Annotated in this window: 20 protein-coding genes; 10 read left to right on the top strand and 10 right to left on the bottom strand. The window is 72.7% G+C overall.

Annotated elements, in window-relative coordinates:
* Positions 1–57: 57 nt before the first annotated feature.
* From L3X23_RS07475 to L3X23_RS07465, 3 genes are all read left to right on the top strand, one after another.
* The gene (locus tag L3X23_RS07475; RefSeq protein ID WP_237191367.1) at positions 58–810 is read left to right on the top strand and encodes an SDR family NAD(P)-dependent oxidoreductase; all 753 of its coding nucleotides are present in this window, start codon (positions 58–60) and stop codon (positions 808–810) included.
* Between the two features lie 163 nt (positions 811–973).
* Positions 974–1,999, top strand: coding sequence for a LacI family DNA-binding transcriptional regulator (locus tag L3X23_RS07470; protein ID WP_237191366.1), 1,026 nt, complete (start codon positions 974–976; stop codon positions 1,997–1,999).
* Positions 2,000–2,198: 199 nt separating this feature from the next.
* Positions 2,199–3,092 carry an AAA family ATPase gene (locus tag L3X23_RS07465; protein WP_237191365.1) on the top strand — a complete coding sequence of 298 codons (894 nt, stop codon included), beginning with the start codon at positions 2,199–2,201 and terminating at the stop codon, positions 3,090–3,092.
* 1 nt (position 3,093) lies between these two features.
* Here L3X23_RS07465 and speD read toward each other — a convergent pair whose 3' ends face one another.
* The 3 genes from speD to L3X23_RS07445 form a co-directional block, all read right to left on the bottom strand.
* On the bottom strand, positions 3,094–4,317 hold the full coding sequence (gene speD, locus L3X23_RS07460) for an adenosylmethionine decarboxylase (protein WP_308116878.1): 1,224 nt from the start codon (positions 4,315–4,317) through the stop codon (positions 3,094–3,096).
* A 4-nt stretch (positions 4,318–4,321) separates the two neighbouring features.
* The gene (locus tag L3X23_RS07450; RefSeq protein WP_237191364.1) at positions 4,322–5,374 is read right to left on the bottom strand and encodes a type III PLP-dependent enzyme; all 1,053 of its coding nucleotides are present in this window, start codon (positions 5,372–5,374) and stop codon (positions 4,322–4,324) included.
* Between the two features lie 99 nt (positions 5,375–5,473).
* Complete coding sequence (locus tag L3X23_RS07445) at positions 5,474–6,760, bottom strand: MFS transporter (protein ID WP_237191363.1); 1,287 nt, start codon at positions 6,758–6,760, stop codon at positions 5,474–5,476.
* 66 nt (positions 6,761–6,826) lie between these two features.
* Between L3X23_RS07445 and L3X23_RS07440 the strand changes: the two genes are divergently transcribed.
* Positions 6,827–8,152, top strand: coding sequence for an NAD(P)/FAD-dependent oxidoreductase (locus L3X23_RS07440; RefSeq protein ID WP_237191362.1), 1,326 nt, complete (start codon positions 6,827–6,829; stop codon positions 8,150–8,152).
* 112 nt (positions 8,153–8,264) lie between these two features.
* Positions 8,265–8,888 carry a TetR/AcrR family transcriptional regulator gene (locus tag L3X23_RS07435; RefSeq protein ID WP_237191361.1) on the top strand — a complete coding sequence of 208 codons (624 nt, stop codon included), beginning with the start codon at positions 8,265–8,267 and terminating at the stop codon, positions 8,886–8,888.
* 48 nt (positions 8,889–8,936) lie between these two features.
* Here the strand turns inward: L3X23_RS07435 and L3X23_RS07430 are convergent, their stop codons facing one another.
* The 4 genes from L3X23_RS07430 to L3X23_RS07415 are packed head-to-tail and all read right to left on the bottom strand — an operon-like array spanning position 8,937 to position 12,406.
* Entirely contained in the window at positions 8,937–9,908 is a 972-nt protein-coding gene (locus L3X23_RS07430; RefSeq protein WP_237191360.1) for a hypothetical protein, read from the bottom strand.
* A 9-nt stretch (positions 9,909–9,917) separates the two neighbouring features.
* Complete coding sequence (locus tag L3X23_RS07425) at positions 9,918–10,976, bottom strand: phosphotransferase family protein (protein WP_237191359.1); 1,059 nt, start codon at positions 10,974–10,976, stop codon at positions 9,918–9,920.
* The gene (locus L3X23_RS36045; protein ID WP_237198201.1) at positions 10,958–11,233 is read right to left on the bottom strand and encodes a hypothetical protein; all 276 of its coding nucleotides are present in this window, start codon (positions 11,231–11,233) and stop codon (positions 10,958–10,960) included. Before L3X23_RS36045 ends, L3X23_RS07425 begins: the two co-directional genes overlap by 19 nt.
* A gap of 3 nt (positions 11,234–11,236) precedes the next feature.
* Positions 11,237–12,406: a thiolase family protein gene (locus L3X23_RS07415; RefSeq protein WP_237191358.1), complete on the bottom strand. Its 1,170-nt coding sequence runs from the start codon at positions 12,404–12,406 to the stop codon at positions 11,237–11,239.
* A 99-nt stretch (positions 12,407–12,505) separates the two neighbouring features.
* On the opposite strand from L3X23_RS07415, the gene L3X23_RS07410 reads away from it, so the two are divergent.
* The 3 genes from L3X23_RS07410 (at position 12,506) to L3X23_RS07400 (ending at position 14,583) form a co-directional block, all read left to right on the top strand.
* A complete protein-coding gene (locus L3X23_RS07410) occupies positions 12,506–12,961 on the top strand; it encodes a nuclear transport factor 2 family protein (protein WP_237191357.1) in 456 nt (151 codons plus the stop codon).
* 138 nt (positions 12,962–13,099) lie between these two features.
* Positions 13,100–13,744, top strand: a complete 645-nt coding sequence (locus tag L3X23_RS36040) for a TetR/AcrR family transcriptional regulator (protein ID WP_237191356.1) — start codon at positions 13,100–13,102, stop codon at positions 13,742–13,744.
* A 38-nt stretch (positions 13,745–13,782) separates the two neighbouring features.
* A complete protein-coding gene (locus L3X23_RS07400) occupies positions 13,783–14,583 on the top strand; it encodes an enoyl-CoA hydratase-related protein (protein WP_237191355.1) in 801 nt (266 codons plus the stop codon).
* 10 nt (positions 14,584–14,593) lie between these two features.
* On the opposite strand, the gene L3X23_RS07395 is transcribed toward L3X23_RS07400, so the two are convergent.
* Genes L3X23_RS07395 through L3X23_RS07385 form a run of 3 tightly spaced genes read right to left on the bottom strand, consistent with a single transcriptional unit; the run spans position 14,594 to position 16,760 of the window.
* Positions 14,594–15,394 carry an enoyl-CoA hydratase/isomerase family protein gene (locus L3X23_RS07395; protein WP_237191354.1) on the bottom strand — a complete coding sequence of 267 codons (801 nt, stop codon included), beginning with the start codon at positions 15,392–15,394 and terminating at the stop codon, positions 14,594–14,596.
* Positions 15,395–15,397: 3 nt separating this feature from the next.
* A complete protein-coding gene (locus L3X23_RS07390) occupies positions 15,398–16,261 on the bottom strand; it encodes an SDR family NAD(P)-dependent oxidoreductase (RefSeq protein WP_237191353.1) in 864 nt (287 codons plus the stop codon).
* 46 nt (positions 16,262–16,307) lie between these two features.
* Complete coding sequence (locus tag L3X23_RS07385) at positions 16,308–16,760, bottom strand: MaoC family dehydratase (RefSeq protein ID WP_237191352.1); 453 nt, start codon at positions 16,758–16,760, stop codon at positions 16,308–16,310.
* Positions 16,761–16,911: 151 nt separating this feature from the next.
* On the opposite strand from L3X23_RS07385, the gene L3X23_RS07380 reads away from it, so the two are divergent.
* Entirely contained in the window at positions 16,912–18,114 is a 1,203-nt protein-coding gene (locus L3X23_RS07380) for an enoyl-CoA hydratase-related protein (protein WP_237191351.1), read from the top strand.
* Positions 18,115–18,141: 27 nt separating this feature from the next.
* Positions 18,142–19,308 carry an acyl-CoA dehydrogenase family protein gene (locus tag L3X23_RS07375; RefSeq protein ID WP_237191350.1) on the top strand — a complete coding sequence of 389 codons (1,167 nt, stop codon included), beginning with the start codon at positions 18,142–18,144 and terminating at the stop codon, positions 19,306–19,308.
* Positions 19,309–19,310 lie beyond the last annotated feature (2 nt).

Genomic DNA, 19,310 nt, shown 5'->3' with positions numbered 1-19,310 from the left:
GCGGTTACTGAGCGCGGCTCCCGACGCCCCCGATGCACACCGAGGAAGGCAGAGACGATGAGGTCGAGCGACACCGCGACAGCACCGCAGACCGGCCGCACCGCAGTGGTCACCGGAGGATCCGGGGGCATCGGCTCCGCGATCGCCGGGGTGCTCGCCCGCCAAGGCGCGACGGTCGTCGTGGTGGACGCGAGCGACCGGGCGGAGGCCGTGGCCGAGGAGATCGGTGGCATCGCCGTCGTCGAAGACCTGACCGACCCGGAATCACCCACCCGGATCGTCGACCGGGCCGTCGCCGCGGCCGGTTCGGTGGACATTCTGGTCAACGCCGCGGGCATCCAGGTCCGCACCGCCGCGGTCGACATCGACCCGGAGGACTGGGAGCGCCTCGTCGCGGTCAACCTCACGGCGGCCTACCGGCTGACGCAGGCGGCGACCAAAGCACTCGCCGCGGCACGCGGGGCGATCGTGAACATCGTGTCGCTGTCCGCCGACCGCGCCGTCGCCGGCATCGTGCCCTACGGCGCGACCAAGGCGGGCCTCGTGCAGCTGACCAAGGGCCTCGCCGTGGAGCTGGGTCCGCTCGGCATCCGGGTCAACGCGGTGGCGCCGGGCTACGTCCGGACCCCGATGACCGAGGTGATGCTGGACCAGCCGGAGTTCCGGGACAGGGTCCTCCAACGGATCCCGCTCGGCAGGTTGGCGGACGGAGAGGACATCGCCGACGTCGTGGCCTTCCTGGCCTCGGACGCCGCGCGTTACATGACGGGCACCGTGCTCCCCGTCGACGGCGGGTACGCGATCACGTGAGCAGACCCCGGACCCCGGGGGCCTGATCGCTCCTGACGCGTCCGGGGTCGGCCGCGCGCTCGGGGTCGCTGCGAGCGGGACGGGCGCAGGGATGACCCCCGTGAACGACACCACCTACGATGTCGGATCGGCACAGCGGACGGGCGACGGGCGGAGGCGGTCGGTGGCGAACGGAGACCTCGGCTCGCGCCGGGCGACCATCCGGACGGTCGCAGAGGCGGCCGGCGTCTCCACCGCGACCGTGTCCCGGGTCATGAGCGGGGTCGCCACGGTGAACCCCGACTTGGCCGCCAAGGTGCGCCAGGTCGCCGAGCAGCTCTCCTATCGTCCGAGTGAGGCGGCGCGCGGCCTCGCCCTCGGAACGTTGCGCAACATCGGTGTCCTCATGCCGGACGTGGGGAACTCCTACTTCCAGGACATCGTGAAGAGCCTCCACGCGGAGTCGGCGCTCGAGGGATTCCGCAGCCTCGTCGCCGATCATGACGGCAGCCCGCAGAACGAGTTCGCCACCGCGTGGGACCTGATGGGGCACGTCGACGGTCTGGTCCTCCTCTCGTCCCGGATCGCACCGGCCGAACTGCGCGAACTGTCGCGGCAGCCGACGCCGGTCGTCCTCGTCAACCGCATCGAGCTCGGCCTCGACCTGCCGATGGTCGGCGTCGACAGCTTCACGGCGACCCTCGAGCTCTGCGCCCACCTGAGCCGACTCGGCCACCGCCGGATCGTCTACCTCTCCGGTTCCAGCCTCGCGTGGCAGGACCGTGAACGCTGGAGGGGTGTCGAGACCAGTCGCCGGGTTCTCGATCTCGAGGTCGTTCGAGTCGAGTCGGACGGCACGATCGAGACCAGCTACGAGGCGTCCGACGAGGCACTGAGCCACGAGCCCACCGCCATCGTGTGCTTCAACGACCTGAGCGCCATCGGCGCGGTGTCGAAGCTGCGCGTCCGCGGCGTGAGCGTGCCGGACGACATCTCGGTCACCGGCTTCGACGACATCGTCATCGGCCGCCACGTCCACCCGAGCCTGACCACCGCGACCAGCCCGCGGGGCGAGCTGGGCAGGCGCGCATGGGGCATGCTCCGAGACGCACTGGACCAGCGGCGAGCCCTGGTGGACGCCACCCTGCTGCCCGCACCGCTCGTCATCCGGGACTCCACGGGCCCTGCGCCCGGCCAGTCCACCTCATGACGGAGACGAGGACCGGCCCTTCTTCAGGGGCGCGGCGCACACCTCGGGACGGGACAGCTCGTGAACGCTCAGCCGAGGTCGAACGGGCCCGCCACCAGCCGCTTCGGACGGCTCCTCGAGCGCCACGGCAACGCCGGTCTCCCCTGCTGCACCAGCGCACCGGTCGGGGTCTCCACCCGATCCACATGACCGTCGACCTGTGAGAGGTACCGTGCTGGAACTGTCGGTGAGCCCGGCCGCCCGGACCGTGCTGGACGCCCTCGCCTCGGCATCCGCCCCCGTCCGGGCCGGTGATCTGGTTCGCGAGATCGCGGCGACGCCACCCGGCCCGGGCTCGGATCTCCTCGCCGAGCTCGGTCCGGTCGCGCAGGCCGAGACCGCAGTCGACATCGCGCTACTGCGCGCCGCGGCCAACCAGGAGGCGCTGCGGGCCGGCGCCTCCCGGATCGGCTGCGAGCACCTGGTGGCGGGCTTCGCGCTCGCGTCGGCCGGCTCGGACTTCCCGGACATCACGTCGGTCCGCGCGCAGGTGCAGGCGAGGATCGGCGACGTCGCAGCACGGGCCTACGAGAAGGTCGAGTCGCGCCGCGAGCCGGATGGCGACACACCGTTCGCCCTCGTGGTGACCGGGTTGCCGGGCTCCGGCAAGAGCACGCTCGCCGAGGCACTGACGACGCGGCTCGGTGCCGCGGGCTGCTCGCTCGACTGGCAGCTGGGTGCGCTGACGCCGTTCGGGCTCGTCCGCTCCGACAACGCGGTTCCACTCGCCTACCACCTGCAGACGGCGGCGCTGACCGAGCAGCTGCGCCTCGGCGTGAGCGTCGTGCTCGATGCGGATGGCCATCTCCGTGTGGCCGGACACGGTCTCCTGGGAGCACGTGCTCCGCATGCGCGAGCGCTGGGAGCCCTGGGACGAACCGCACGTCGTGGTGGATACGGTCGATCCCCTCGAGCGCTGCCTCGACGTGATCACGGGTGCCGTGCGGGACGCGGTGTAGCTCACCGGTGGAGGCTGCGCCGCAGCTGCTGTCCCGATCTCTCGGTCGCCGGGTCCGCTCGTGCCTCGAGGATCACCACCGAGCGTGGAGAGTAGGTCAGCACGCCGTCGACGAGCTCCGAGGAGAACGCAGGGTCGAGGGCGCGACGGTGCGGGCGCGCAGGTCGTCCGCGTCCAGGGTGGCCGGTGTGTACGGGAGCTCGGCCAGCCGCGTCGCGGCCACGCCGCCGGGGTCGGCGATCGGCCGCGTGAGTCCACACAGGAACGCCCACTCGTGCTCCGGACACCCCGCGTACACCGTCTGCGCGAACACCGCGGAGAACCGCGCCCAGGCCGCGCGCAGGGTCCCGTCCCGCCAGACCGCCGGGCTGCCCGCCTGCGCCACGACCACCCCACCAGGACGCAGCCGACGCGCGCAGTCCGTCAGGAAGTCCTCGGAGTACAACCGGTTGAGCTGGGCCGACGGATCGTCGGGCCGCTCGTCCGGCAGGTCGACGACGATCACGTCCCACTGCTCGGTCGCCTCCGCCACGAACGCCAGCCCGTCCGCGAAGTGCATCCGGACCGGACCGCTCCCCCGCTCCGCGGCGGCCAGCTCCGCGGGCGAGTAGCCGTACGGGAGGTGCTCGGCGCAGAGTCGCACGCACTCCTCGTCCAGGTCGACGTGGTCCACCGCGCGGGCACCGCACGCCACCGCGAGCTCGCTCACCACCCCCTCGCTGGAGCCGACCACCAGGACCCGCTCGCGACGGTCGGCCAGCAGCGCGGCAGGCACGAACAGTGCCTCGTGATAGGTGAGCTGGGTGTGCTCGGCGCTCTGCCGCTCGTCGTCGCAGAAGAGGGTGACGCCCTGCGCGGTGTCCGCGATCAGCACCTCCTGCCAGGCGGTCCGCACCCGCGCCCGGACGCCCGCGACGGCCCAGGTGCGGGTCACGCCTGCCGACAGCGCCTCGACGACCTCGGTGCCGCCGCGGGAGACCACCCGCGAGACCAGACCGGGTGCGCCCAGGGTGCGGGCGAGCGTGCGCACGGCGAGTTCCGGGTCTGCGGCGTCGCCGCAGGTGAACACGTCCACCAGTGCGGTGCCGTGCTCCGGCCAGCTGTGCAGCGAGGCGTGCGACTCGGCGAGCAGCGCGACCACCGTGACCCCCTGCGGGGTGAACGCCTCGACCGCCATCTGCCGGACGTCCGCGCCGGCACCCAGCAGCGAGGTGCGCAGGGCGTGGACGAGGCCCGCGGCGTCGTCGAGCAGCGCGGGGTCGACGCCGCGCAGCTCGGCGAGCACGTGGCGTCCGGAGGGTTCTGGCGGGGAGGTGCGCATCGCGCTACTCAACAACATGCACGGCAAGCGGTCCGAACCCGTTGAACCCGATGCTCGAGTAGCTGGCGGTGTAGGCCCCCGCGTGCAGCAGGTCGACCACGTCCCCGGCGGCGAGATCCAGCGGGAGCGCGACGGGGGTGCGGCGGTAGAGCACGTCGTCACCGTCGCAGGTCGGGCCCGCGAGCACGACCGGGCCACACGGGCCCGACCGCCCGGGTACCCGCACGGGGTACGCGATCGCCTCCCCCTCGGTCTCCGCGAGACCCTGGTAGCGGCCGCAGTCGAGGTAGACCCAGCGGCGGTGGTCGATCCCCGGGCGTCGGGAGACGCGCAGCACCCGGGTGCGCAGGGTCCCGGCCTCGGCCACCAGCGCGCGGCCGGGCTCGACGACGACCCGCGCCCCGCCCGCGGCCTCGTGCACGGCCTCCGCGAACTCGGACAGCGGCGGAACCGGTGAGCGGTACGCCACGGGCAACCCCCCGCCGACGTCGATGATCGGGTCCGCGATCCCGGCCCGCTCAGCGACCTCCAGCGCGACCCGCACCCCCGCCGCGAAGGTCTCGGGGCGGACCTGCTGCGAGCCCACGTGGAGGGCGATCCCGGCCGCCCCGCGCGCCAGCCGCGCCGCCTCCGCGGGGGCGGCGCCGAACTTCCCGAGGAAGGGGGTCGCGGAGCCGGTGTCGGCCACCAGCACCCGGACCAGCACCTCGACGTCCATCGGGAGTAGCGCGAGCAGCGCACGGTCCTCGGCGCTGTCGGTCACGAACCGGCGCACGCCCCGCTCGGCGGCCCACACCGCCTCGTCGGGCCCGCGGACGGGGTTGCCGTGGCTGATCGTCGCCGGGTCGGCGCCCACGGCCAGGCACAGCTCGACCTCGGCGCTGGAGGCGACATCGAACCCGCACCCCGACTCGACGAGCATGCGGAGCACCGCGGGCTCGGGGCACGCCTTGACCGCATACCGCACCTCGCCGAACAGCGCGGACAGCTCGGTGTACCGGCGCGCGACGACCGCGAGGTCCAGCAGGAGGTGCGGCGTCGGGTGATCCAGGGGCACCGGCTGATCCTCCACCGTCCGGGCCCGACGACGCACGCGAGCTGGGCCCGACCCCCGTCCCCGAGTGGGCGTGGCCCGACCGATCCAGGCGTTGAGGCCTCAGCCTGTGCGTTCGGTGGCGGTCTCGAGCGACATCCCGTTCGTCGACGGGCCGATCGTCAGCACCGTGACGCAGACGAGGGCCGCCAGCAGCGCCGAGCCCGCCAGGACGCCCACCGCACCGAATGCGCTCAGCAGCGCGAGGCCCGCGAACGGCAGCGCAGTGACGGCGCCGCGTCCGACCGCGTAGCAGAAGGCGACGCCGGTCGCTCGGATCGCGGTCGGGAACACCTCGCCGATGTACATCATCGCCGCCGACGCGTGGATGTTGCTGATGATCGCCATCACGAAACCGCTGATCAGGATGATGATCTCCGACGTCGCGAAGCCGAACACCAGACCGGCGACAGCGATCCCGACGGCGGAGAACACGACGAGCATCTTCCGCTCGATGCGCTCTGCGAAGGACAGCGCGATGATCGCACCCAATGGGTACCCCACCGCGATCAGCGCCGTGTACAGAAGCGACTGCGTGACCGTGTAGCCCTTGGCGACCAGCAGGACGGGAGCGAGGGTCGCGAAGCCGTAGTAGGAGACCACGCCGAGCGAGAAGAGCACGCTCATGGTGATGGTGCGCCGGGCGAGCGCGCCGGTGAACAGGTCGCGACGACGGGGCGCGGCGGCCGCCACCGGGGCCGCGGCGGGAACGGGCGCCGTCTCGATCTCGGCGACCACCCCGTACCGCCGCTCGACGTCCGCCACGATGGCCTCAGCCTCCGCGACCCGTCCCTTGCTCTCGAGCCAACGCGGCGACTCGGGCAGCTTCCGGATCAGGACCGGGATCAGCAGTACACCGGAACCCGCCGCGATCAGTAGCCAACGCCATCCCTCGAAGAGGAACTGCGACTGGACCAGGGGCGCGCCCAGCAGCGCGACGATCGGGTAGGCGGAGAAGCCGAACAGCATGGCGATCCCGATGAACCGGCCCCGAACTCGGCCGGGGACGAGCTCGCCGACATAGATCGGGACGAGCACGGTCATCGCGCCTGCGCCGATTCCGGCGCAGAACCGCAGCAGCACCAGGACGGTGAGGTTCGGCGACAGCGCGGCCAGCAGTGCGAAGACCAGGTAGATCGAGACCGTGAGGAGGAAGACCCGCTTGCGGCCGACACGATCGGAGAGCGGCGCGAGGAGTGCGGCACCCACCATCATCCCGGCGAACACCGACGCGGGGACCAGCGCGGCCTGGAAGGTGGTCAGCTCCCACGCAGGTCGCAGCACACTCAGCAGCACCCCGCTGGCGAAGATCTCGAAGAACTCGTAGAAGACCCCGATGCCGATCAGCACGGTGACGGTGCCGTGGCCGAGGCCGACGTGGTGTCGGCGACGCCGATGTGATCGAAGGAGATTGTCGTGACAGCACAGCCGGAGAAGCGGTTCGACGCCCTCGTGGTCGGCGCGGGATCCGGTGGCCTGTTCGCCGCCGCCCGGCTGGCCCACGCCGGCTACCGGACCCTGGTCGTCGAGCGGCTCGACAAGGTGGGCGGCCGGGCCTCGACCACCGACATCGACGGGTTCAAGGTCAACGACGGCGCGATCGTGATCGAGAAGGGCACGATCACCGAGGAGACGTTCGCCGAGGTCGGCGCGGAGTTCGTCGTCCGGGCCCCCGCGGTCCCCGTGCTCTACCGCGTCGGCTCCAAGAACCTCGACGTGACCCGCGGCGGCTGGGGCATGCTGCTGTCGACGCTGACCCGCCAGGGCGCCAAGATGGTCAGCGGGATCGGCGCCGCCCGACACGACGACGACGCCCTGCCCGGCAGCGAGCTCTCGACCGCGGACTGGGTGCGCAAGTACACCCGGAGCGAGGCGGCGCAGGGCGTCTTCCGCAACATGTGCGCCTCGATCTTCGCGGTGAGCTCCGACGAGTTGCCCGCCCGGGTCTTCCTGACCTACTTCACGCGCAAGTCGGCGTTCAAGAAGTTCGGGTTCTGCCCCGACGGCACCATCGGCGTCTGGGAGGCGCTGGCCGCCACCGTGACCGCCCGCGGCGGCGAGATCTGGCTGTCGAGCGAGGTCCAGGACCTCCACGTCGTCGACGGCCGGGTCACCGGGGCCACGGTGGGGACGCCGGAGGGCCCGGTCGAGGTCGGGTGCGCCGTGGCCGTCAGCGACGTGGGCCCCGCCGCCACGGTGGGGCTCGTCGGGGCCGACACCCTGCCGGAGGACTACCGCGAGGAGGTCCGGCTGAAGGACCGCCCCTGCTCCATGCTGGCGCTGAACTTCGCCAGCCGGGAGCCGCTGGTGGACGTGCCGGGGATGCTGATCTTCTCGGTGACGAGGCGGCTCTGCTACATCGCGAACTTCACCGAGACCTGCCCCGAGATGGCCCCGCCCGGATGGCACCTCTACGTGGCCGCGTCGGTCCCGAAGCCCGCCGTCGGGCCGTTCGACGACGAGGCGGAGATCGAGCTGCTGAAGGAGGACCTGCGTGAGCACGTCCCGGGCTTCGAGGAGAAGGCTCGCATCCTCTCCGTCAACGTGATGAAGGACGGCTGGCCGCCGCAGCGCGCCGTCGCAGGCTACGACCTGACGCCCGAGACGCCGATCCCCAACCTCTGGAACGTCGGCGACGGGGTCAAGGAGTACGCCAACGGCGGCACCACCGCGTGCGCGGAGACCGCGAAGCTCGTCGTCGAGCGGATCAAGGCCGACTTCCCGCTCACCGCGGCCGTCTGAGCCCGCGCCCACACGCTCCCGCCGTCGTCCGGTCCCCGATCGGGCGGCGGCGGTGTCGTCCGCGCACGGCGACGGCGCGGTCGGAGATCATCGAAACCGTATTCTGAAACGCGTGCCACGAAAGACGACAGCGCCCGACGCCGAGTCCGCCGACTCGAAGTCGGCACGGACGCGGGCGCGGCTGCTGGACGCCGCCGCCCACGTCCTCGGCCGCAAGGGCTTCGCCGGGACGCGGCTGGTCGACATCGCCGAGCAGGCGCAGGTCCAGGCGCCCGCGATCTACTACTACTTCCCGTCCCGCGAGGATCTGGTCGAGGCCGTCGTCTTCGCAGGCGCGGCGGCGATGCGCGCGCACCTCGAGGACGCGCTCGCCGCGTTGCCACCGGACACCCCGGCCGCGGACCGGATCGCGGCGGCGGTGGCGGCACACCTGCGCCACGAGCTCGAGCTCTCCGACTACGCCCGAGCGGTGGTCCGCAACGCCAACCAGCTGCCGGAGCCACTCGCCCGGCGGGCACTGGTCGAGATCACGGCGTACTACGAGATCTGGCGCGGTCTGGTCGAGGAGCTGCGCCGGACGGGGCAGCTCAGGCCGGACATCAGCCCGTCGATCGGCAGGCACGTGGTCCTGGGCGCGCTGAACTGGAGCGTCGAGTGGTGGAACCCCGACCGCGGCCCCCTCGACGAGGTCATCGCGGTGGCGCAGTCGATGGTGCTGCACGCCCTGCGCCCCTGACCGTGGCTCCCCCATCCCGCGGTCGGGCACGCCGATCAGGTTCCGTGCTCAGACCTCGAGTCCGACCGGGCGGCCGTCGCGCATCTGGTCGAGGTACTCGGCCATGCCGAGCAGGCGGCGTCCGTCCTCGGTCGTCCAGGACATCAGACTCTCGGCGATGCGGGTGACGCCGAGGACCCCGTCCTCCCCCACCCGCCGGTTGCGCAGCGGCACTGTCGACCGGGCCTGCCCCCGCACCGTCCATTCGCGGCCGCCGGAGCGCAGGACCGCGCCGATCCTGGTCTGCTCGTCCCGCCCGTCCCGCTCGGTCGTGATCTCCACGGCGTCGACCTCGTGGGAGGCCTGGCCGTCCCACACCACCCCGCCACTGACGGCGCCGCCGCCGGGGGACCCGAAGTAGGCCCCCATGAACCCGAATCCGTCACCGCAGCCGTGGATCCATCGGTAGAACCACGGGGTCTGCCACAAGCGCGGTCCCCACGAGTGGTCGCGCAGGCCGAAGCCGTGCAGCTCCGTCTCCCGCCCGTCGAGGGTGAGCACGCCGTGCGCGGTCACGAACTGCTCGTAGTGGTTCGGCGCGAAGGAGCCCTCGTCGGTGTCGAAGGTGTGGGCGTACTCGGGGGCCTGGGCGCGGACGTCGAGCCGGAGAGCGGACTCCACGGTGGGCGCCGCGGTCAGCGCGGCCTTCGGATCGTCCATCCTGGACGGGTCGGCGACGAGGGCGATCGGACCGGCGTAGGAGACGGCGAGGTGCTGCATCGGGACCCGGACCTCGAACGTCATGCCCGCGGAGTCGAAACGCTCGTTCGAGGTCACCTCGGGCCGGGCGTAGCGGAACGCGAGGCTGCCGTCGGGGAGGTAGAGGCAGAGCGTGACCTCGCCGCGGCCCTCGTTCGGCCGGTTCGCCATCCGCGCGAACCCGCCGAGTCCGGCGGTCGGATCGTGGAAGTGGACGTACATCGACTCGTTGAAGTGGGTCTCCGGCCCGACCGGGTGGGTGTAGTCGTCTTCGGGGCGCACGTGGGCCTCCTAGTCGGCCCCGGCGAGGACGAGCGCCTCGTGGAGCAGGTGGTCGACGGTCTGCTCGACCGCCGCGAGGTCGAGCGCGCCGTGCTCGCCGAGTCCGCCCGCGCGGCGTCGGCACAGGACGCCCTGCAGCAGGGTCGCGGCTTTCCAGTGCGTGAAGACGCGGTAGATGCCCAGGTCACCGACGTCCAGACCGGTGCGCTCGGCGTAGTCGGCGATGATCTCCGCGCGGGGGCGGAAGCCGCCCGCCCGGGTCGGACTGGGCATCACGATCGCCGGGTCCGACGGGTCGCGCCAGTCGTCGACGAGCCAGGCGAGGTCGGCGAGCGGGTCGCCCACGGTGCAGAGCTCCCAGTCGAGGACCGCGGTGATCTCCGCTCCGCGGGTGAGCACATTGGCGAGCCGGAAGTCACCGTGGGCGAGCGTGGTGCGCTGCCCGCGGGGCACCCGGGCGGCGAGGATGCGGTGCCCGGCGCGCCAGACCGCGTCCGACGCCGAGTCCGCTCCCCACGCCGCCCAGTTGCGTTCGGTGCGGTGGATCTGGCGCTCCAGGTAGCCGGTGGCCGGGCCGAGCCCGCCGAGTCCGACCGACACCGGGTCGACGGAGTGCAACGCGGCGAGCACCCGTACCGTCTCGTCACTCAGCGCGCGGCGCTGCGCGGGCGCGAGTGCGCTCGCGTCCGTCTCGTCCACCAGCGCGGCGCCGGGCGCCCGGTGCATCACGTAGAAGGGCCCGGTCAGCCCCGCCTCGTCGCGCCCCTCGGCGACCACGGCCGGGACCGGCACCGGTGACGCCGCCAGGGCCCTGAGCACCAGGGCCTCCCGCGCCATGTCGTGGGCCCCGGGCCGAGCGCCCGCGGGCGGGCGGCGCAGGACCCACTGCCGTCCGTCCGCGTCGGCGACCAGCGCGGTGATGTTGGACTGGCCCGCCCCGATCCGCGTCACGGAGATCGGCGGTGCCGGGTCGACGTGCCGGGCCCACCACTGCGCGAGCTCGGGAGTGACCGCGTCCGCAGGTGCCGGGTCCACCGTCGGGCCGCTCTTCACCACGGGTCGTCGCACGCGGAGTCCCTGCCGACCTCGGCCGCACGCACGGCCCCGTCGAAGACGGGCAGGTCCAGCACTGCGGCGATCCCGGGACGGCCGCCGCGACGTGCTCCGTCTCCCAGGGCGAGGGCCGCGGTAGCGCCGGGCCGGTCCACGCGGAGGTCGTCGGCTCCCCTGTCGGCCACCACCATCCCCGCGTACGGCCCGGGGCCGATGCCCGCGAGCTCGATCACGGTGCGGCCCGCGAGCGGGCCGCGCTCGGAGTCCGCCACGGCTCAGAGCCGCTCGATGATCGTGGCGTTGGCCATGCCGCCCGCCTCGCACATCGTCTGCAGTCCGTAGCGGCCGCCCGTGGCCTCGAGGTGGTGGAGCAGGGTGACCAGCAGCCGGGTGCCCGACGACCCGAGGGCGTGGCCCAGCGCGATCGCGCCACCCCGTGGGTTGAGCCGCGCCAGGTCGGCGCCGAACTCGCGCGCCCAGGCGAGTGGGACGGGAGCGAAGGCCTCGTTCACCTCGTAGGCGTCGATCTCGTCGATGTCCAGCCCGCTGCGGGCGAGGATCTTGTGGGTGGCCGGGATGGGGCCGGTCAGCATGAACAGCGGGTCGTCTCCGACGACGGAGAAGGAGTGGAACCGGGCGCGGGGACGCAGCCCGAGCTCGTTCGCCTTCCGCTCGCTCATGACGAGCACGGCCGACGCACCGTCGGTCAGCGGCGAGGAGTTCCCCGGCGTGATCTTCCAGTCGATGTCCGGGAACCGCGCCGCCATCTCGTCCGATCGGAAGGACGGCTTCAGGCCGGCGAGCCCCTCGGCCGTGGTCCCCGCCCGCACGGTCTCGTCGGAGACGAGCCCCGGCGCCTCGGGGACGGCCACGACCTCGGCGGCGAACCCGCCGTTCGCCCACGTCTCGGCGGCCCGCCGGTGGGACTCGGCCGAGTAGGCGTCGAGCTCCTCGCGGTCGAGCTTCCACCGCTGCGCGACGAGCTCGGCGGACACGCCCTGGTTGACGAGCCCCTCGGGATAGCGCGCGTCCGCGCGGGCGCCCATGCTCGACGGCCGCGAGCTCCCGATCGGCACCACGCTCATCGACTCGATCCCCGCGGCGATCAGCACGTCGTGCACACCCGCCATGATCGCCTGCGCCGCGAACGTCGCCGCCTGCTGGCTGGACCCGCACTGCCGGTTCAGGGTGGTGCTCGGGACCGACTCCGGGAAGCCCGCCCCGAGCACGGCGTTGCGCCCGATGTTCCCGGCCTGCTCCCCCACCTGCTGGGCGCAGCCGGTGATCACGTCCTCGACCAGGCTCGGATCGAGGTCGTTGCGCTCCACCAGGGCGGCGAGCTGGCCCGCGAGCAGGTCGGCGGGATGGACCCCGGAGAGCGCTCCGCCCTTCTTCCCCCTCCCGACCGGCGTGCGGACGGCGTCGACGATGACCGCGTGCTCCATGGCGAACTCCCACTGCTCGACTTTTTCTAAACTAGAGTAGACCGGAAGACCCGCGGTCGGGCAACGTGAGGACCGCCCCGTCGTCGAAGAGGAGATCCCGTGGCACCCGTCCACCCCACCGATCGCACGTTTCCCGCGGCCTACTCGCTCGCCTGGACCAGTGATCCGGCAGGCCTCCTCGAGTTCTTCGCCCCCGAGGGGACCTACACCGACGTGGCACTCGGCGCCACCTACACGGGCCGGGCGCAGGTGGGGCGGTTCCACCGGTTCATGGTGGCGTTCGCACCGGACTCGGAGATCGTCTTCACCGAGACGTCGGCCGGGGCCGGTCGACTGACGTCCGAGTGGGTGTGGAGCGGCTCCTGTACCGGGCCGCTGCGACTGCGTGACGGGAGCCTGGTCGACGCGGGCGGCGCGCGGTTCAGCGTCCCCGGGGTCGCGGTCTGCACCTACGACGAGTCGGGACTCCTCACCTCACACAGGGACTACTGGGACCTCACGACCGTGCTGCTCCAGGCCGGAGTCCCCATCGGCTCACCGGTCGAGGCCCCCTGACCGGGCCCGCACCGGGTTACGCTCAGGCGGCCGGGCGAGGCCGGCAGGCATCCACGGCGACAGGGCCCGCCGCCCCCGGCGACGCGCCGTCCCCCCGCCGTCGAACAGGGAGCAGGGCGCCGGCCGTACCATCGACCCGTGGCCAGGAAGACCGCGACCAGCAGCGATCGCGCAGCACCGCTCGACGACGACACGGCCGGGAGCAAGTCCGCCCGGACGCGACAGCGACTCCTCGACTCCGCGGCGACCGTGCTGGCGCGCCGCGGCTACGCGGGCACGCGGCTGCAGGACATCGCCGAGGAGGCCCACATCCAGGCGCCCGCGATCTACTACTACTACCCGTCGCGGGAGGACCTCATCGAGGAGGTCATGGTCGCGGGGGCGTCGGCCATGCGGGCACACATGGAGAAGACCCAGGCGGAGCTGCCTGCGGACGCGCATCCCGCCGCACGGATCGAGGCCGGGGTCGAGTCCCATCTCCGTCTCGAACTGGAGATCTCCGACTACGCGAAGGCCATCACGCGCAACGCCAACCAGCTCCCCGAGCACATGACCGAGCGGGTCATGGCGGAGGTGCAGGCCTACTACGAGATCTGGCGCGGCCTGATCGACGACCTGGCAGCCGCCCACCAGCTCCGCGCCGACGTGAACCCGTCCGTCGCCCGCATGCTCGTCCTCGGCGCGTTGAACTGGACCGCGGAGTGGTGGCACCCCGAGCGGGGCCCCATCGAGGAGGTCATCGCGACGACGAAGTCCATGGTGTTGTACGCGCTCCGCCCCTGAGCCTTTCGAATTTCGATTCGAAGAAGTAGGTTCGGGCTGTGACCGTCACGACCTACGCGGACATCCGGTACCAGGTGAGCGACGGCGTCGCGCATCTCGAGCTGCACCGCCCGGACGCACTCAACGCCTGGACCCCCGACATGGGCCGCGAGCTCCTCGACGCGGTGCGACGGGCCGGAGCGGACCCGGAGGTCCGCGCCGTCCTGGTGACCGGGGCCGGGCGCTCCTTCTGTGCGGGTGCGGACGTGAAGAGTCCTCGGGAGGTGACGCCCGAGGGGCACCCGGACCTGTCCACACGGCTGCGGGAGATCTACAACCCGATCGTCGAGACCATCCGGGCCACCCCCAAGCCGTTCGTCGCCGCCGTGCACGGGGCGTGCGCGGGCCTGGGTGTCTCGCTGGCCCTGGCGTGCGATCTGCTCGTCGCCGCCGACGACGCCTACCTGCTGCTCGCCTTCGTGCGGATCGGCGTGATGCCGGACGGCGGCGTCACCGCCTTCCTCGCCGAACGCGTGGGGCTCGCGCGCGCCGCCCAGCTCTGCATGCTCGGCGACAAGCTCCCCGCGGCCCAGGCCCTCGACTGGGGACTCGTGAACGCCGTCCACCCGGTCGACGAGGTCCGCGACCGGGCCCGGGAGCTCGCCCTCCGCCTCGCGGCCGCCCCGACCGTCGCGATCGGGAGCATGAAACGGGCCCTGTCCGCCGCGGCGCAGCAGGGGCTGCGTGCCCAGCTGGAGCTGGAGGCCGAGCTGCAGCAGCGGCACGGCGCCACCGCCGACTACGCCGAGGGCCGCGCCGCCTTCGTCGAGAAGCGCCCGGCCCGGTTCGTCGGGGCCTGAGCCGCGCGGCTCACCGCCCGTCGAACCGGGGCGCGCGGCGCTCGGCGAAGGCCGTGATCCCCTCGCGGACGTCCGCGCGGCCCGCGCCCGCGAGCATCACCCGGTACTCGTCCGTCAGCTGTTCGGGATACGTGCGCCGCCCACTGTCCGCGAGCAGCCGTTTGATGCCGGCGTAGGCCCACGTCGGACCGGTGGCCAGCTCCGCGGCCTGAGCCGCGGCGACCTCCGCCAGGTCCCCGCGCCGCACCACGTCGGTGACGAGCCCGAGGTCCAGCGCCTCGCGCGCCGACACGGCGGTGCTGCGCAGCGCCAGCGCCTGTGCCCTGCGCAGGCCCACGAGCCGCGGCAGGTACCAGCTGCTGCCCCCGTCACCGGTCATCCCGAGCCGGGTGAACCCGGTCGCCAGCTTCAGGTCGTCCGCGGCGATCAGGATGTCCGCGATCCAGAGCAGCCCGAGCCCGCCGCCACCGACGCCGCCCTGGGCGGCGACGACCACCGGGACGTCGAGCGCGGCGAGCCGCGGAAGCGTGGACCCGTGGTAGACCCCGATCATCGCGTCGAGCTCGCCGGGCAGGTCGTCGAGCCGCTCCCGGAAGTACCGCAGGTCTCCCCCGACGCAGAACGCCGAGCCCTCCGCGGCGAGCAACACGGCCCGGGCCGTGTGCTCCGTGACCGCCTTCTCGACGAGACCGACGGCCTCGTCCAGCGCCTCGACCATCGCGCGGTCGATCGCGTTGCCCGCGTCGGGCCGGGAAAGCCGCAGGTGCGCAACACCCTCGTCGACGCGCAGCGCCACCCGGTCCGCGCGCACGCCTCAGCCCACCGGGTTGGCGCCGGGGACCGCGCCGTCCAGGTCGACGATCTCGGCCCAGCGGTCCCCCACCTCGGCGATCGTCGGCACGTCCGCGAAGGTCACGCCCTTGGTCTGGAACTGCCGGACCCGATGCACCTGGCCACCCCCGGCGACGAGGACGCTGCCGGTCTCCGTGCACTCGTCGCTCAGCAGGTGGCCGACGACCGGTGCGACGTGCGCGGGGTCCAGCTTGGCGAGCACCTCCGGCGGCGCGATGTCCTCGGTCATCCGTGTGGCCGCCATGGGGGCGATGGCGTTGGCCAGCACGTTGGCCTTGCGTCCCTCGATGGCCAGGGTGTTGATCAGCCCGATCAACCCGCCCTTGGCCGCGCCGTAGTTCGCCTGCCCGAAGTTGCCGTAGATGCCCGACGTCGAGGTCGCGACCACGACCCGGCCGTGCCCCTGCTCGCGGAAGTGCGGCCACGCGGCGTGCACGACGTAGAAGCCTCCGTAGAGGTGGACCTGGGCGACGGCGTCCCAGTCCGCCGCCGACATCTTGTGGAAGGCCCTGTCCCGCAGGATCCCCGCGTTGGAGACGACGCCGTCGATGCGGCCGAAGGTGTCCACCGCCGTGGCGACGATCGACCGTCCGCCCTCCTCGGAGGCGACGCTGTCGTAGTTCGCGACCGCCTCGCCACCCGCCGCCTCGATCTCGGCCACGACGGCGTCCGCCGCGGCCGACCCGCCGCCGCTGCCGTCCCGTGCCCCACCCAGGTCGTTCACCACGACCTTGGCGCCACCCGCGGCCAGCACCGTGGCGTACTGCCGACCCAGGCCGTTTCCGGCCCCGGTCACCACGATCATGCGCCCTTCGACTCCAGCCATGCCTGCGACAACTCCTCTTCGACTGTCGGATCTGCGGACTCGGTGGTCAGGCGTACAGCCGCCCGACGCTCTCGATGACGCACGCGGGGCGCTCGGCCCCCTCGATCTCGATCACCGAGCTCACCGTGCTCTCCACGAAGCCCTCGCCCTCGCGGATGTCGGCCAGGGTGGCCGTGATCCGGACCCGGGAGCCGACCGGGACGGGGGAGGTGAAGCGCACCCTGTTGAGGCCGTAGTTGATGCCCATCCGCACGTTCTCCACGGTGTAGAGCGAGTTCAGCAGGACGGGCAGCAACGAGAGCGTGAGGAACCCGTGCGCGATCGTGCGCCCGAAGGGGCCGTCGGCGGCGCGCTCGGGGTCGACGTGGATCCACTGGTGGTCCCCGGTCGCCTCGGCGAAGCGGTCGATGCGCGTCTGGTCGACCTCGACCCACTCCGACGGACCGAAGGACTCGCCCTTCGCCTGGGCGAACTCCTCGATGGATCCGAACGTCCTCATCAGCACACCTCACCGGCCACGTTTTTAACCTGTGTTAACAGATTGGAGGAGGACACCACGGAGGTTCTGAGGCTGTCAAGTCGACCCCCGCTGCGCGACGCGCCCGGACTGCTTACCTATTCTCCATTAGAAAAGAAGGGCGGTAGTCACCGTGGAGACCTCAGCGGGGACAGAGACCGAGGCGGTCGCGCTCGCGCGCAGGCTGTACGCCGCGCTGGCCGCAGGCGACACCGACCTGCTCGGCGACCTGCTGGCTCCGGACTTCACCGGCCGACTGGCGGAAGGCATGCCGGCCGGGGTCGGCGGCACGCACGAGGGGCCGCAGCAGATGTGGCGGGACGGCTGGGGCGGCATCGGTCGCGCCTTCGCCGCCCGCGCCGAGCCGGACCGGTTCCTCGCCGTGGACGGCGGGCGACTGCTCGTGACGGGACGCTACCGCGGAGCGGGCCGCCGGGGCGGCGGCCCGCTCGACGCCGAGTTCGCCCACCTGATCACGGTCGTCGACGGACGCATCACCGCCCTCGACCAGTACACCGACACCGCGCTGTGGCGAGACGCGCAGCCGCCCTACCGCACGCTCCGGGTCGGGGTGTCCGACGGCGTCGCGCGGATCCAGCTCGACCGGCCCGCGCAGCACAACGCGCTGAACGACGTCATGGGCGACGACCTCCGCCGGGCGACCGCGTTGCTGGCGAGCGACCCGGCCGTCCGCGCCGTGCTCCTGAGCGGGGCGGGCGGCACGTTCAGCGCGGGCGGAGACATCGGCCTGTTCCACGAGACACCGGACGACGCGCTGCCCGCCCGGCTCGGCGGGATGGTCGACGCGCTGGCCGCCGCCGTCGAGACCCTCGCGGGGCTCGACGCCCCGGTGGTCGCCGCGGTGCAGGGCGCCGCCGCCGGAGCGGGCCTCGCGCTGGTCTGCGTGGCCGACCTGGTGGTCGCCGCGGAGGACGCGGTCTTCACCATCGGGTACGGCGGGATCGGGCTGACCGCAGACGGCGGGCTGTCGTGGACGCTGCCCCGGCTCGTCGGCGCCCGCCGGGCCCGGGAGCTCTTCCTCACCGGCCGCAGACTCACCGCGGCCGAGGCGCAGGACTGGGGTCTGGTCACCCGGGTCGTCCCCGCGGACGAGGTGCCCGCCGAGGCCGAGCGGCTCGCCGCCCGCGTGGCGGCCGGGCCGACCTCGGCGTTCGGCGCGGTCCGCAGGCTCCTGCGGGACAGCTACGACACGCCGTTGCACGCCCAGCTGCGGGCCGAGCAGGAGGCGGTGGTCGCCGCGGGCGGCTCCGCCGACCTGCGCGAGGGCGTGACGGCGTTCCTCGAGCGGCGCCGCCCCGCATTCATCGGCCGCTGACCCGGCCCCTCGTCGAAGGAGACCCCGATGACCACCTCCGCCATCGTCGCCGACACCGAGGAGCGCGCCGCCCTGCGGGACGCCGTCGCGACCCTCGTCGCCAAGTACGGGCACGAGTACTTCATGCGCAAGGCCGCCGCGCACGAGGAGCCCACGGAGCTCTGGTCCGACCTGGGTGCCGCGGGCTTCCTCGGCGTCCACCTGTCCGAGGAGTACGGCGGCGGGGGCGGCGGGCTCACCGACATGGCCGTCGTCGTCGAGGAGGCCTCGGCGCAGGGCTGCCCCCTGCTGATGATGGTCATCTCCCCCGCGATCTGCGGCTCGATCATCGACCGGCACGGCAGCCACGAGCTCAAGAGCCGGTGGCTGCCCGGGATCGCCGACGGCTCGCTGAAGATGGCGTTCGCGATCACCGAGCCGGATGCGGGTTCCAACAGCCACGAGATCACCACGACCGCTCACCCCGACGGCGACGGCTGGCGGCTGACCGGGACGAAGTACTGGACCTCCGGGATCGACGAGGCGGACGCCGTGCTCGTCGTGACCCGGGCCCCGCAGCCGGGGCCGAGCGGGCGGCACCCGCTGTCGCTGTTCGTCGTGCCGACGGACACGCCGGGCCTGAGCTGGCAGCCGATCCCCGCCGCGCTCCAACAGCCCGAACACCAGTTCACCGTGTTCTTCGACGAGGCCCGAGTGGGTCGGGAAGCCCTCATCGGCGAGGAGGGCAACGGCCTGCGCCAGGTCTTCGCGGGCCTGAACCCGGAGCGGATCACCGCGGCCTGCATCAGCAACGGGATCGCCCGCTACGCGCTGGACAAGGCCGCGCAGTACGCCCGGGACCGCCAGGTCTGGAAGGTGCCGATCGGCTCGCACCAGGGCATCGCGCACCCGCTGGCCGAGTGCTACGTCGGCACCCAGCTCTCCCGTCTGATGGCCTACCGGGCGGCCGAGCTGTTCGACGCGGGCGCCGACGCGGCGGAGGCCTCCAACATCGCCAAGTTCGCGGCCGCGGACTCCTCGCTGCGCACCCTGGACCAGGCCATGCAGACCCACGGCGGCAACGGGATGGCCCTGGAGTACGGCCTGGCCGACCTCTGGTTCGTGGCCAGGATGCTCAAGACGGCGCCGCTGAGCCGCGAGATGATCCTCAACTTCGTCGCCCAGCGCAGCCTCGGGCTGCCCGCCTCGTACTGATC

Origin of the sequence: Pseudonocardia sp. WMMC193 (assembly GCF_021728735.1) — a bacterium.
Taxonomy (GTDB): domain Bacteria; phylum Actinomycetota; class Actinomycetes; order Mycobacteriales; family Pseudonocardiaceae; genus Pseudonocardia; species Pseudonocardia oroxyli.
This window is presented reverse-complemented; position numbering and strand designations above follow the sequence as displayed.

Bases quoted from the DNA above. Each gene is read 5' to 3' on its own strand.
- L3X23_RS07415 (WP_237191358.1), bottom strand. From the start codon at position 12,406: ATGGAGCACGCGGTCATCGTCGACGCCGTCCGCACGCCGGTCGGGAGG.
- L3X23_RS07375 (WP_237191350.1), top strand. From the start codon at position 18,142: ATGACCACCTCCGCCATCGTCGCCGACACCGAGGAGCGCGCCGCCCTG.
- speD (WP_308116878.1), bottom strand. From the start codon at position 4,317: ATGCGCACCTCCCCGCCAGAACCCTCCGGACGCCACGTGCTCGCCGAG.
- L3X23_RS07390 (WP_237191353.1), bottom strand. From the start codon at position 16,261: ATGGCTGGAGTCGAAGGGCGCATGATCGTGGTGACCGGGGCCGGAAAC.
- L3X23_RS07475 (WP_237191367.1), top strand. From the start codon at position 58: ATGAGGTCGAGCGACACCGCGACAGCACCGCAGACCGGCCGCACCGCA.
- L3X23_RS07385 (WP_237191352.1), bottom strand. From the start codon at position 16,760: ATGAGGACGTTCGGATCCATCGAGGAGTTCGCCCAGGCGAAGGGCGAG.